12 protein-coding genes and 2 pseudogenes are annotated in these 14,033 nt (G+C 39.1%); 6 read left to right on the forward strand and 8 right to left on the reverse strand.

Annotated elements, in window-relative coordinates; all coding sequences use genetic code 11:
- Positions 1-4: 4 nt before the first annotated feature.
- From P4S71_RS18435 to seqA, 5 genes and pseudogenes are all read right to left on the reverse strand, one after another.
- Positions 5-982: an alpha-ketoacid dehydrogenase subunit beta gene (locus tag P4S71_RS18435; RefSeq protein ID WP_337151244.1), complete on the reverse strand. Its 978-nt coding sequence runs from the start codon at positions 980-982 to the stop codon at positions 5-7.
- Positions 982-2,195: pseudogene (locus P4S71_RS18440) on the reverse strand (thiamine pyrophosphate-dependent dehydrogenase E1 component subunit alpha). The gene P4S71_RS18435 and the pseudogene P4S71_RS18440 overlap by 1 nt, the downstream one beginning before the upstream one ends.
- 265 nt (positions 2,196-2,460) lie before the next feature.
- Positions 2,461-3,513, reverse strand: coding sequence for a succinylglutamate desuccinylase (astE, locus tag P4S71_RS18445; RefSeq protein ID WP_337151245.1), 1,053 nt, complete (start codon positions 3,511-3,513; stop codon positions 2,461-2,463).
- A 121-nt stretch (positions 3,514-3,634) separates the two neighbouring features.
- Positions 3,635-5,272, reverse strand: a complete 1,638-nt coding sequence (pgm, locus tag P4S71_RS18450; protein WP_337151246.1) for a phosphoglucomutase (alpha-D-glucose-1,6-bisphosphate-dependent) — start codon at positions 5,270-5,272, stop codon at positions 3,635-3,637.
- A 9-nt stretch (positions 5,273-5,281) separates the two neighbouring features.
- Positions 5,282-5,878, reverse strand: a complete 597-nt coding sequence (gene seqA, locus P4S71_RS18455) for a replication initiation negative regulator SeqA (protein ID WP_007375759.1) — start codon at positions 5,876-5,878, stop codon at positions 5,282-5,284.
- A gap of 220 nt (positions 5,879-6,098) precedes the next feature.
- Here seqA and P4S71_RS18460 point away from each other — a divergent pair, with 220 nt between their 5' ends.
- From P4S71_RS18460 to fur, 5 genes are all read left to right on the forward strand, one after another.
- The gene (locus tag P4S71_RS18460) at positions 6,099-6,866 is read left to right on the forward strand and encodes an alpha/beta fold hydrolase (RefSeq protein WP_337151247.1); all 768 of its coding nucleotides are present in this window, start codon (positions 6,099-6,101) and stop codon (positions 6,864-6,866) included.
- Positions 6,867-6,961: 95 nt separating this feature from the next.
- Positions 6,962-7,183, forward strand: a complete 222-nt coding sequence (locus tag P4S71_RS18465; RefSeq protein ID WP_002962930.1) for a DUF2788 domain-containing protein — start codon at positions 6,962-6,964, stop codon at positions 7,181-7,183.
- Between the two features lie 2 nt (positions 7,184-7,185).
- Positions 7,186-7,464 carry a LexA regulated protein gene (ybfE, locus tag P4S71_RS18470; protein WP_002962928.1) on the forward strand — a complete coding sequence of 93 codons (279 nt, stop codon included), beginning with the start codon at positions 7,186-7,188 and terminating at the stop codon, positions 7,462-7,464.
- A gap of 14 nt (positions 7,465-7,478) precedes the next feature.
- Positions 7,479-8,006 (forward strand): flavodoxin FldA, encoded by a 528-nt coding sequence (fldA, locus tag P4S71_RS18475; RefSeq protein WP_007375757.1) that lies wholly within the window; start codon positions 7,479-7,481, stop codon positions 8,004-8,006.
- Between the two features lie 186 nt (positions 8,007-8,192).
- A complete protein-coding gene (fur, locus tag P4S71_RS18480) occupies positions 8,193-8,636 on the forward strand; it encodes a ferric iron uptake transcriptional regulator (protein ID WP_002962922.1) in 444 nt (147 codons plus the stop codon).
- A 272-nt stretch (positions 8,637-8,908) separates the two neighbouring features.
- On the opposite strand, the gene glnS is transcribed toward fur, so the two are convergent.
- A complete protein-coding gene (glnS, locus tag P4S71_RS18485; RefSeq protein ID WP_337151248.1) occupies positions 8,909-10,567 on the reverse strand; it encodes a glutamine--tRNA ligase in 1,659 nt (552 codons plus the stop codon).
- Between the two features lie 218 nt (positions 10,568-10,785).
- On the opposite strand from glnS, the pseudogene P4S71_RS18490 reads away from it, so the two are divergent.
- Positions 10,786-11,855 (forward strand): annotated as a pseudogene (locus tag P4S71_RS18490) (DUF3083 family protein).
- A 58-nt stretch (positions 11,856-11,913) separates the two neighbouring features.
- On the opposite strand, the gene sucD reads toward P4S71_RS18490, so the two are convergent.
- Both sucD and sucC read right to left on the reverse strand, forming a co-directional pair.
- Positions 11,914-12,786: a succinate--CoA ligase subunit alpha gene (sucD, locus tag P4S71_RS18495; RefSeq protein ID WP_002961811.1), complete on the reverse strand. Its 873-nt coding sequence runs from the start codon at positions 12,784-12,786 to the stop codon at positions 11,914-11,916.
- Positions 12,786-13,952: an ADP-forming succinate--CoA ligase subunit beta gene (gene sucC, locus P4S71_RS18500; RefSeq protein WP_007375754.1), complete on the reverse strand. Its 1,167-nt coding sequence runs from the start codon at positions 13,950-13,952 to the stop codon at positions 12,786-12,788. Before sucC ends, sucD begins: the two co-directional genes overlap by 1 nt.
- Positions 13,953-14,033 lie beyond the last annotated feature (81 nt).

The following is a 14,033-nucleotide window of genomic DNA, read 5'->3' on the forward strand; positions in this document are numbered from 1 at the left end:
ACCCCTAAAAATCCATTGATTGTTTAATTGCAGCCAACACTTTTAGTGCGTCCGGTACATATTCTTTTTCAAGTGCCAACGGGTATGGTGTATCTAAGCCACATACACGTAAAATTGGCGACTCTAAATGCAAGAAACACGCTTGTTGTATTGTTGCTGCTATCTCGGCACCAAAGCCATTAGTTATGGGGGCTTCATGGCTCACGATTAAACGGCCGGTTTTAATAACCGATTTAGCAATCGTTTCAACATCCCATGGTAAAATACTACGAAGATCTATTACTTCACAGCTTATACCTTGCTCGCTTGCTTGCTGTGCTGCCTCTTCAATAATCTCCATTTGAGCACCCCACGCTAAAAGCGTAATATCGGTACCCTCTTGTACTACTTCAGCCGTGCCTAATTCAATACTATAATCTTCTTCAGGCACTTTGCCTGTTGATGCACGGTATAAACGCTTAGGCTCAAAAAATATGACCGGGTTATCATCTTTAATTGCAGCACGTAATAAACCTTTAGCCTGATAAGGGTTACGCGGTACAACCACTTTTAAGCCCGGTGTATGCGCAAAATAAGCTTCGGGTGATTGCGAGTGATATAAGCCGCCTGCAATACCACCGCCATAAGGCGTACGAATAGTTAAGTTACCCACATTAAATTCATTACCACTACGGTAACGAAATTTAGCAGCTTCATTTACTATTTGATCGAACGCTGGAAAAATATAATCAGCAAATTGAATTTCTGCCAATGCAGGTGCACCAAATGCCGCTAAACCATTAGCAAAGCCTAAAATACCTTGCTCGGTTAGAGGCGTATTAAAAACACGATGCTTACCGTACTTTTCTTGCAAGCCTGATGTTGCTCTAAATACACCACCGAAGTAACCAACATCTTCGCCAAAAATACAGGCTTGAGGGTGTTCGTTCATCGTAATATCCAGGGCAGAGTTAATTGCGTGAAGCATGTTCATTTTAGCCATTACTTAATTCTCCCTGCGGTTACTGGGTAAGCATCTGGATGCTGCTTTATATGTTCTTTTAATTGTTCGTACTGGCGTTGCAATAAGGGAATAGGTGTATCGTAAACGTCTGAGACCAATTCTTCTAAAGCAGGCTTGGCAACAACTTCAGCACGCTTTAGCGCTGCTAAAATTTCTTCACGAATCGACTCTTTTGCTTTTATGTCGTCTTCTTCGTTTAACCAGTCTTGCTTGACCAGCCATTTTCTAAATTTATCAATAGGACACGTTTGATGATTCGCTTCTTCATCTTTAGAGCGATAACCACTTGGATCGTCTGATGTAGAGTGCGCGCCTAATCGATAAGCAATTGATTCAATAAGTACAGGTTCACCTTGTGTTGAGGCTATTTCCCGTGCTTTTTTGGTCGCTGCATACACTGCAAGTGCATCTGTGCCATCAACACGAATTGTTTTAATACCATAACCAACACCACGCGAGGCGATACCATCGCCTTTAAACTGCTCATCAGCAGGGGTTGATATTGCATAGCCGTTATTACGTGCAAAAATATAACCGGCGCTCTGTGAACAGCGGCCATATTTAAACCGGCATGAAAGTCACCTTCTGATGCAGCACCTTCGCCAAAGTAACAAATAGTCACATTATCAATTGTGCTGGCAAGCTCGCCTGTTTTAGCGTCGATGTGCTTTATTTTTTGGCCATATGCATAACCCGTTGCTTGTGGTATTTGCGTACCCAATGGCGATGAAATCGTCATGTAGTTTAGCGCTTTAGAGCCATAATGGATTGGCATTTGGCGACCTTTGCCTAAATCCAATTCATTTGAAAACATTTGGTTCATAAATTGATCAAGTGTAAAACCACGGTAATGCAATGCAGCTTGTTCACGATATTGCGCCATGATCATATCGTCTTGATCAAGTGCAGCAGCAGAGGCTGTAACTGCGGCTTCTTCGCCTAGGCATTGCATATAAAAACTAACACGGCCTTGGCGCTGCGCGCCTTGCATACGTTCATCTAACAAACGTATAAAACGCATTGTTTCATATAACTTAATAGCGGTATGTTTTGAAATGTCAGGTGCGGTTGCACTAGGATGAATGTCGCCGTCCTCAGTTAAAATACTAAGGGTTGGAATATTAAGTGCTTGGCCATCAATAAATTCAAGCGCGTGGTTAATATTCAGCGATACGTTATTTGGATTACTCATAACCTACCTTCTTTTGTTGTCGGTAAAACAGTGCCCCTTTAAATTATTATTGTGGGTGATTGTTGCTGGTTAAACTTTGCAACATCTGCACTATCTTTAATTAAAGCTGCCAACACTTTACGTTAACGTAAAGTGTTATTCAACAAATCTGGGACGAAACAAAAGCAAATACTGGCTAAATAAGTGGCAAGTTAACGATACGGCTACTTTAATTAATAGTAATCATATAGTTAACTTTAAGTTACTAGTGGTCTGATGAGTCAAATTAGATGAAATTACTATCAATATCCATTGGAATAACAGTAAGGAGTGCTCTTTGCCCTAATGCTACGCTCGCATTTGGAAAAATAATAGCCTCTCCTTCAACGTCAGCGTAAATCGCTGTATCACCGTCGGTTGCAAGTAGTTCACCTTTCGCAAAGCCAGTAAAGTTCTCAGCATCATCAGAAAAAGGGAAACTAAAATCATCCTGCGTTCTATTAATTGTGCGGTGCACTGCAAATAACTCAAACTCACTTGCATTAAAATCAGGGTATTTAACTTCATTTTGGCTAATTAATGCAGTCAGTGTTTGCTTTGTTTTTTCAAAACGTGTCATATCGTTTTGGCCAAATGGCTTAACCTGACCCAGCTCTACCGTAAACGAGTCCGCACCATGAACAAACGACGAATAATAGCTAAACGTTGTTGCGGGTGATTTCATCATAAGTACGGTATTTACACCACAGCTCAATAAAAATTGTAACTGTGACTTTTTCCATGGCTTACCATGTAAAAATGGATACACAGCAAATTTTTCGTTTTTAGAGCCTCTAATTGCAGTGTGTAAGTCGTAATGACATCGGCTACTGCCTTGCTGGCCACGGGCATAAAAATCGCTTACGTATTGCTCAAGCTTTGCAGCGCGGTTTCGTTCATTATTCATTGGTACACCTTCAACTGTATGGTGACCATTAAATAATCTATTTAAGTTTTCTTCTACAAAACGCAGGCCAATATTAATTGATTGTGGATTACCGTAAATAAACAAAGCGCGCTGCTTAAGTATCAGCTCGCCTTTTATAATTTGTTTAATGAGCGCATCACAAATTTCAATTGGCGCAGTTTCGTTACCGTGTACAGCGCTTGAATAAACTACATCTTTTGACGTTGTAACAGCAGGTTGAAACTCAATGACTCCGGTATCGTGGATATTTACACGAGTCCCATTATCTAAAACAAACTCACCTGCATCTAAATGCCATTCGTTGTCACGACTAAGCGTTAAAAAATCGCCAGTTTGTTTTAATTCATTTAAGTAAGATGGATTGGCTGACATATAATAAGCCCTTTAAAAATAATGTGAGAGTAGACTCTTATGCATATATTTTTATAAATACACAAGGTATAGAAACGAAAACGGCTGAATAAATCAGCCGTTTTAAAATTATTAGATTAAGTTAGCTTATAACTGAATCTACAAGCTTTTTAGCTTCTTTTTCAAGTAACGCTAAATGCGCTTCACCTTTAAATGATTCAAGGTATATTTTATAAATATCTTCAGTACCCGATGGACGCGCTGCAAACCAGCCATTTTCAGTGACCACTTTTAAACCACCAATTGCCGCATCGTTACCTGGTGCATGAGTCAATTTTTGCAAAATAGGCTCGCCAGCAAGTGTATCTGCTTTAACATCAGAAGCACTCAATGCTTTTAAACGTGATTTTTGACCGCTTGTAGCAGGTGCATCTAGGCGTTTATAAATTGGAGAACCAAACTCTTGTTCTAATTCTTTATAAAGCGCTGATGGCGTTTTACCTGTCACAGCAAGTATTTCTGCAGCGAGTAGCCCCATTATGAAGCCGTCTTTATCTGTACACCATACAGAGCCATCAAAACGTAAGAATGCCGCACCGGCGCTTTCTTCGCCACCAAACGCAAGTTTGCCTTTACTTAAGCCTTCAACAAACCATTTAAAGCCTACGGGTACTTCTTTAACTTTACGGCTGTTACGAGCAGCTACTTTGTCAATCATAGAGCTAGAAACCAATGTTTTACCAATTTCTACGGTTTCATTCCAATCACGGTGTTTAAGTAAGTAATCGATTGCCACTGCTAAAAAGTGGTTTGGATTCATTAAACCATCTGGCGTTACAATACCGTGGCGATCGTAGTCAGGGTCGTTACCAATAGACACATCAAAATCATCTTTTAATGCAATAAGATTCGCCATTGAATAAGGTGATGAACAATCCATACGAATTTTGCCATCTTTATCAAGTGGCATAAAAGCAAAACGTGGGTCAACAACATCATTAACAACGGTTAAATCTAAATTATATTTTTTAGCAATAACAGGCCAAAAATTAATACCCGAACCACCAAGTGGATCGATACCAATTTTAATACCTGCATCGCTAATTGCTTTTAAATTAACGATATTTGCTAAATCATCAATATAAGGAGTCATTAAATCTTCGTAGCGGATAAAACCTGAACGCGATGCTTTAGCGAATGGGAATAACTCAACTTCAACTAAATCTTCTAATAAAAGTTGATTAGCTCTGTCTTCGATCCATTTAGTGACGTCGGTATCAGCAGGTCCGCCATTAGGTGGGTTGTACTTAAAGCCACCATCTTCAGGAGGGTTATGCGACGGGGTAACTACAATACCGTCTGCAAGCTCATTTGGGTGTAGCTTGTTATGACTAACGATGGCATGGCTAATAACGGGTGTTGGTGTAAAATCACCGTCTTCTTGTGTTATCACTTGCACTTCGTTAGCAACGAGTACTTCAATGGCGGAGTTAAATGCGGCCTCACTCAATGCGTGCGTATCTTTACCTAAAAATAACGGACCAAAAATATCATTTTGTTTTCTGTAATCACAAATAGCTTGAGTAATCGCCAAAATGTGTGATTCGTTAAATTTAACATCGTAAGAACACCCACGGTGGCCTGATGTACCAAAAGCAACGCAATGCTCAGGGTTCTGCTCAAGATCTGGTTCATTTAAATAATAGGCAGATACTAATTTTGGAACATTAACCAGTGCCGATTGTGGAGCAGTTTTACCTGCGCCTGAGTGAATAGCCATTATATTTCCTTACAGGTAATCGCGAATTTTTTCAGCTTGCTCTGCACTGTAACCAAGGCAAAGAGCCACTTCATGAAGCATCATTTTTTTACGCGTTGTATTAGAATTCGTCATAACCCAATATTCACTATCAGTTATGTTTTTAGGATTCATGCTACTGCCGCTATTAACTAAGTCTTCTTTGCTGGTAGCAAAGTAAACACGGTCGCGGCCTTTTATATCTAATACAGCCGAAAAATCAGTTTTATGTGTACGGTAAAATGCACTTAAAATAAACAAAAAACGTCCAACAACGCCCTTTTGCATTGCCAGCTCTTCTTTATTTAGTACATTAAAAATATTATCACTTTTTTGCTGCACAGGTGCGTGAGCTACAGGTGTTTGTTTTTTTGTAGTCTCAGCAGCCGTTGGGTCTGAGCTTTTTAATGTAGCAGTGGACGTAGTCGCAGTTTGATTGTTTTGAGTTAGTTCTACGTTTGCGGTTAGAATTTTTTCGCCGCTCAGATTTAATAAACGACGTAAAATAGTGGATGCACTTTCACCAATACTTTGCGTATTGCTTGCAATATATTGATATAATTCGTCGTCTATGTCGATTTGTTTCATGTTATTCCTGTCATTACGGGTCACATTTCTTTCTCCCGTGTGATTATACCCAAACCAATCAGAAATGCGAGTTACAACAAGCACTCCCGTAAACATATTAATATTTACTTGATTGTTGTTGATTTAACAAACAAAAGCCCAATTGAATAAATAGTCGCTGTATTTTTTGCTTTTTAGAGCAATGCTCGGCAAACTATGGCCAAATTTTCAGGAGGCTAGTATGCAGTTAAATTACAAGCAACAAGGGCAAGGTCCTAACGTTATTTTGATCCACGGGCTTTTTGGATCATTAGAAAACTTAAATGTTATTGCAAACCCATTAAGTGAACACTTTAATGTTATAAACGTTGATTTGCGTAACCATGGTCTGTCACCTCATAGCGATGAAATGAATTACCCAGCAATGGCACAAGATATTGTTGAGTTATTAGCCCGTTTAAACATAGACAAGGCCCATTTAGTTGGCCACTCTATGGGTGGTAAAGTGGCAATGGAATTAGCGCTTACCCATCCTGAGCTGGTAAATAAATTGGTTGTACTTGATATTGCACCTGTTAGTTACCCCGCTCGCCACACAAAAATACTGCAAGCATTAAAAGCAGTTTCAGCACAATCAATCGACGATCGAAAACAAGCTGATGCAATTATGCAGCCTTTTATCGAAGAGCTTGGAGTTCGACAATTTTTACTTAAAAGCCTCGCTAAAAATGAAGAAGGTCGTTTTGCGTGGCGATTTAACTTAAATGTGCTCAATGAAAAATATTCGACAATCACATCCAATGTTAATGAAAATAATTCTTGTTTATGCGATACTCTTTTCATTAAAGGCAACGATTCTGACTATATTTTACCCGAACATCGTACTGCAATTACAACACGCTTTAAAAACACCAAGGCTAAAATTATTCATGGAGCAGGTCATTGGCTTCATGCTCAAAAGCCCCTTGCTGTTAATAAAGCGATAAATGACTTTTTAACTGCGATTTAAAGTAATTTTAATCGCGTGTTTTTGATTCTGCGCACTAAATATATGAATATTTATATGCTATAGTACGCGCCGTTTAATTTAAAGGTTATACGTTGATGGTCAGTCAGTTAATTAACGAATTTGATACCCTAGGGTTGTATTTTGGCTTAGCCGGTATTTTCATATTCATCGGCATGGCAATTAAAGACGTACTAAAAAGTGGTAATGTACCAAAGTTCGGACAATACATTGTCTGGGGCGTGCTCTTTTTAGGTTGTTCAGGCTTTATTGCTAAAGGGCTTATTCAAGTATTTTGGCAAGGCGCAGGTGTAGGTTAAGCATGGCGAAGTCAGAAACAGATAGAACTACACTCGATTTATTTGAATACGAAAAACGCCCAGGCAGGCCTAAAACCAATCCCCTTTCACGGGATATGCAGTTAAAGGTAAATAAACGTAATCAAATAAAAAGAGATAAAGCACGTGGTTTAAAACGTGTTGAATTTAAAGTTTCATCACAGTTATATCAAGCATTAAGTGATATGGCAGATGCACAAAATATTAGCCGCAGTGCGCTGATTGAAACGATTTTACAAGAAAGATTGGCTATTGATACATAAAAGGTTTTAAATCCATGGCAAGTGTAGGCATTTTTTTCGGAAGTGACACAGGTAACACAGAACACGTAGCAAAAATGATCCAAAAAGAATTGGGTAAAAAGCTAGTGGCTGTTCATGATATTGCAAAAAGCTCTAAAGAAGAGATAGCTGAATTTGATTTAATCTTATTCGGTATTCCGACTTGGTACTACGGCGAAGCGCAATGTGACTGGGACGACTTTTTCCCTGAGCTTGAGGAAGTGGACTTCGAAGGTAAGCTTGTGGCTATTTTTGGTTGTGGAGACCAAGAAGATTACGCAGAGTACTTTTTAGATGCAATGGGCATGATCAACGATATAGTTACTGAGCGTGGCGCTATTGTTGTGGGCCATTGGCCAAGCGAAAGCTATGACTTTGAAGCGTCTAAAGGCATGGCTGATGAGAAGCACTTTGTAGGCTTGGGTATCGATGAAGACCGTCAACCAGAGCTAACTGAGCAACGTGTTAAAGCATGGTCGGCTCAAGTGTATGAAGAAATGTGTTTAAGTGAATTAGCTGACTAATTTTCTACATATATCGCGAGCTGTTTAAATAACTATCAAACAGTTAGCGATTTAAGCTTTAATAGCAATATAAATCAATTGTTCTTTGCACTTAACGCTTAGGCACGTTATCCTGTTTATTGCTAATGTGTCGTGTACATCTTTGCAAGATGTCTAGTATAACCAAATAAAATTGAGACAGATTTAATGACTGATCATAACTTGGAACTTAAAAAAGCCGGTTTAAAAGTAACTTTACCGCGTATTAAAATATTAGAGATTTTACAATCTCCAGATAACCAACACATCAGTGCTGAAGATGTTTACAAAATTCTTTTGGATCTAGGTGAAGAAATTGGTCTTGCAACTGTATACCGCGTACTTAACCAATTTGATGATGCAGGTATTGTAAGCCGTCATCACTTTGAAGGTGGAAAATCAGTATTTGAACTCTCTGGAAGTACGCACCACGATCATTTAGTATGTTTGAAATGTGGCAAAGTGGTAGAGTTTGAAGATGATATGATTGAACGTCGTCAACTTGAGATTGCTGAAGAAAATGGTATAACACTTACAAACCATTCTTTATATTTATACGGTGAGTGTAATGATAAAGCAGCGTGTAAAGAATTTAGCGACGCTAACAGCTAATACCGCTTTTAAAAGCAATAAAAAACCTGCTAAGTGCAGGTTTTTTTGTGCCTAAAAGACGATAGTAATGAATATACCCAGTAAATCCTGGGGATATTTTAAGTACTATACCAATCCGCAATAATACTTGATCAATTTGAGGGATTAAACCTGACGCTAACTGTGTTAAAAATCTCTGATATAGAACAACTAAATAACGAAATTTTTGCCTTGTTATCGACAAGTTTTTTTTACCTCAAAATAGCTCACTTAATTAAACAGATTGGTATTATTTATTGAGTTTTAGACCATGAATCACGAAGACCCACTGTTTGGTTAAATACAACGTTCTCTGATTTAGAATCACGAGAAAAATAACCCGTACGCTCAAACTGAAAGCCCTGCTCTGCTTGAGAATCAGCAAGCGATGGCTCTAATTTAGCGTTTGGCAAAACAACCAATGACTTCGGGTTTAGTGTTGTTTCAAACTCATCAGCAGCTGCTGGGTTTGGTACGCTAAACAAACGGTCGTATAAACGCACTTCTGCAGTGATAGACTCTGGTGCTGAAACCCAGTGAATAACGCCCTTTACTTTACGTCCATCACTTGGGTTTTTACCAAGTGTTTCGCTGTCGTAAGTACAAAAGATAGTTGTGATTTCGCCATTTTCGTCTTTTTCAACGCGCAGGGCTTTAATAACATAAGCACCACGTAAGCGTACTTCTTTATCAAGTACTAAACGTTTGAACTTATTGTTTGCTTCTTCTTTGAAGTCTTCACGTTCGATATAAATTTCACGCGTAAACGGTACATCACGGCGACCCATCTCTTCTTTATTTGGGTGATTAGCCACAGATAAAATTTCAACCTTGTCTGCATCGTAGTTTTCAATAACGATTTTAACAGGATCGAGTACGGCCATTGCACGTGGTGCATTTTCGTTTAAGTCTTCACGGATACACGCTTCAAGCATGCCCATTTCGACCATATTCTCTTGTTTTGTTACACCAATACGCAAACAAAATTCACGAATTGAACCTGGTGTATAGCCACGACGACGTAAACCTGCAATTGTAGGCATACGTGGGTCATCCCACCCTTCTACATGGTTATTAACCACTAAATCACTAAGCTTACGCTTAGACATAATTGTATATTCAAGATTTAAACGTGAGAACTCAATTTGCTGCGGGTGACATTCTAAACTGATGTTATCAAGTACCCAGTCGTATAAACGGCGGTTATCTTGGAACTCTAATGTACATAACGAATGTGTAATACCTTCAAGCGCATCAGAAATACAGTGCGTGAAGTCATACATAGGGTAAATGCACCACTTATCAGCTGTTTGATGATGGTGAGCAAAACGCACACGGTAAATAATTGGATCGCGAAGCACCATAAATGAGCTTGCCATATCAATTTTAGCACGCAGAACACATTCACCCTCTTTGAATTCACCAGCACGCATTTTTCCAAATAACGCTAGGTTTTCTTCAACTGACGTGTCTCTATATGGACTGTTTTTACCTAGCTCTTTTAATGTACCACGGTACTGTCGCGCTTCGTCTGCAGTTAAAAAACAAACGTACGCTAAGCCTTTATTTATTAGCTCAACTGCGTAACCATATAAAGTATCAAAATAATTAGAAGAATACTTTATATCGCCATCCCAATTAAAACCTAGCCACTGTACATCCTCTTTAATAGAATTTACGTAGTTAATGTCTTCTTTTTCAGGGTTTGTATCGTCAAAACGTAGGTTACATAAACCGTGGTAGTCTTTTGCGATACCAAAATTTAAGCAAATTGATTTTGCATGACCAATATGTAAAAAACCATTTGGTTCAGGTGGAAAACGTGTATGCGTTGTAGCATGTTTCCCGCTTGCTAAGTCTTCATCAATTCGGGTTCTAATAAAGTTACTTGGGCGATTCTCAATTTCCGCCATAGGAGTGTGATCCTCTAAATATTACGTAATAACAAAACTAATGCATTATTACAAAAACAGTCACTAACATACAGCAATAGATTAAGGTTTATTTTAGAGATTGATTAACTTTAATCCACAGGTTCCATTGTTTATGAATAAAATTTGTTTTAACGCAATATTTAAGTCATCAAAACCGATTATAGTAATCGAATAACCTACTTTATAAGGATCCGAAGATGGCTACACTTAATCAACACCGCGTATATATTCCAACAAACGCACGCGCTAATCACTATTTATTGGCTGAAATAACACCTAGTGAAGCGTTTTACAGTAGTTTTACCACTATAGATTGTTGCTACGAGCGCATTGCGCGTCAACTATTTGCATGTTGTGATGAATATGAGCTTCATAATGTACATTTACTTGCCAACGATAAGCTACCGGTTGTACGATTTCATGATGAGTCATACCAGTTAGAAACGGATAAGCAGATGCTGTTTTTTTATAATCCTCGCTATCACGAAGCGCATAAACTTTATTACACACCAAACACGAAAAGTAAAAAAATACGTTTACTTTTTTAGCCACCGGTGAGGACTTACGTGCGAATTCAGCTTTGTTTCACAATAAAGTACAAAAAGTATTGACCCTTTTACAAGAGCAATTATTTCTAAATCAACCTCAATTTAAACTTCGCGATCACCAGCATCTTACTTACGATTTGTTTGCTAAAGACAAAGGCAATAAAGAAAGTTATGGTTATAAGCTAAGAAGCCTCTACCCTCGTTATCAGTCGAGGCAATGCAATATACCGGGTGACTATGCTGAAATGACTTACACGACTTTTACTATTCCAATTTCTCGTGCAATCAAAACACAGTTTCAAACAATGGTAAACGATCAGGATTTTAAAAAGTTTTATGACTACTTTGCTGATAGCTTTAAACGCGCATGTGAAATTAATAAACTAACGCATGGCGCAATGGTTGCCAATGGTGCAATACCAATTATCCGTAACAGTAAAATAGATAAAAATGAAGGCAATGTAGAATTGCAGAAATTAAGTTTTGATGTTGAATCAAATGAAAGTCAGATTAAATATTTTTATGATGAAACTAAACTAGTAGAAACCATCCATTTCGTTGTCGTTGCGACAAACCAAGATAAGCATGAGATTGGGTATGGGCGCTTCATGAACCAAGTAGAAAAAACGGTTCACGCTTTATGTGAAGAGCTTGCTATAAATAAACAACGACAAGATTTGTCTGTGCGCTTCTTTCAGCACATTAGTTATCCATTCTAAATTTAACCCAATAACAAAAAGGCCCGCATAAGCGGGCCTTTTCAGAGGGAACAAGCAATTACCAGCCTGTTTTCTCTTTAAGTGCTTTACCGATTTCAGCAAGTGAACGTACAGTTTTTACGCCCGCAGCTTCTAATGCAGCAAATTTCTCATCAGCAGTACCTTTACCGCCTGCGATGATTGCGCCAGCGTGACCCATACGCTTACCTTCTGGTGCAGTAACACCAGCAATGTAAGATACTACAGGTTTAGTTACGTTAGCTTTGATGTACTCTGCAGCTTCTTCTTCTGCAGTACCACCAATTTCACCAATCATTACGATTGCTTCAGTTTGTGGATCTTTTTCGAACATTTCTAAAACGTCGATAAAGTTAGTACCTGGAATTGGATCACCACCAATACCAACACACGTAGACTGACCAAAACCAGCATCAGTAGTTTGCTTAACCGCTTCGTACGTTAAAGTACCAGAGCGAGAAACAATACCTACTTTACCAGGTTTGTGGATGTGACCAGGCATGATACCAATCTTAGTTTCACCAGGAGTAATAACACCTGGACAGTTAGGACCGATCATGCGAGTACCTGTTTGATCTAGTTTAACTTTAACGTCAACCATATCAAGTGTAGGGATACCTTCAGTGATACAAACAATCAGCTCGATGCCAGCATCGATAGCTTCTAAAATTGCATCTTTACAAAAAGGAGCTGGTACATAGATAACTGAAGCAGTTGCGCCAGTTTCTTGAACAGCATCACGAACTGTGTTGAATACAGGAAGACCAAGGTGCGTTTGACCGCCTTTACCAGGGCTTACACCACCAACCATTTGTGTACCGTACTCAAGCGCTTGCTCAGAGTGGAAAGTACCTTGGCCACCAGTGAAACCTTGACAGATAACTTTTGTATCTTTATTGATTAATACAGACATTATTTGCCCTCCGCAGCAGCAACAACTTTCTCAGCAGCGTCTGTTAGTGATTCAGCAGCGATGATGTTAAGGTCAGACTTAGCTAGAACTTCACGACCTAGTTCAGCATTAGTACCTTCTAAACGTACAACTACAGGTACGTTTACGCCAACTTCTTTAACTGCGCCAATGATGCCTTCAGCAATCATGTCACAACGAACGATACCGCCAAAGATGTTAACTAAAACAGCTTTAACATTGTCGTCAGAAAGAATGATTTTGAATGCTTCAGAAACACGTTCTTTAGTCGCGCCGCCGCCAACATCTAGGAAGTTAGCCGGTTTGCCGCCGTGTAGGTTTACGATGTCCATAGTACCCATTGCTAGGCCTGCACCGTTAACCATACAACCAACATTGCCATCTAGAGCAACGTAGTTAAGCTCGAAGCTTGCTGCGTGTGCTTCACGTGCATCTTCTTGAGATGGATCGTGGAACTCACGGATTTTAGGTTGACGGTAAAGTGCATTACCATCAATACCGATTTTTCCGTCAAGACAGTGAAGGTTACCTTCGTCTGTAATTACTAACGGGTTGATTTCAAGTAGTGCGAAATCAAAATCAGTAAACATTTTACCAAGACCCATAAAGATCTTAACAAACTGCTTCATTTGTACTGGGTTAAGACCCAATTTGAAGCCTAGTTCACGTGCTTGGTAAGCTTGAGGACCTACTAACGGGTCGATTTCAGCTTTGTGGATAAGCTCTGGTGTTTCTTCTGCAACAGTTTCAATTTCAACGCCGCCTTCAGTAGACGCCATGAAAACTACTTTGCGAGATGCACGGTCAACTACTGCACCTAGGTACAATTCGTTAGCAATGTCAGTACAGCTTTCAACTAAAATTTTAGCTACTGGCTGGCCTTTCTCGTCTGTTTGGTAAGTAACTAGGTTTTTACCCAACCAGTTAGCTGCAAACGCTTTTACTTCGTCGATAGTTTTTACTAGCTTTACACCGCCAGCTTTACCACGTCCACCTGCGTGAACCTGAGTTTTAACAACCCACATATCACCGCCGATTTTTTCAGCAGCTGCTGCAGCTTCTTCAGGTGTATCGCAAGCGAAACCTTGAGAAACTGGTAAACCATATTCGGCAAAAAGTTGTTTTGCCTGATACTCATGCAAATTCATGATGCTTTATCCAATTTTTTATACTAAAAGAGCTGAATATTTTTGAAAATAAACAACTATCCCAAATTGCGCACCTAGTAT

The organism is Pseudoalteromonas sp. B62, assembly GCF_037162565.1.
Classification (GTDB): Bacteria; Pseudomonadota; Gammaproteobacteria; order Enterobacterales; family Alteromonadaceae; genus Pseudoalteromonas; species Pseudoalteromonas fuliginea.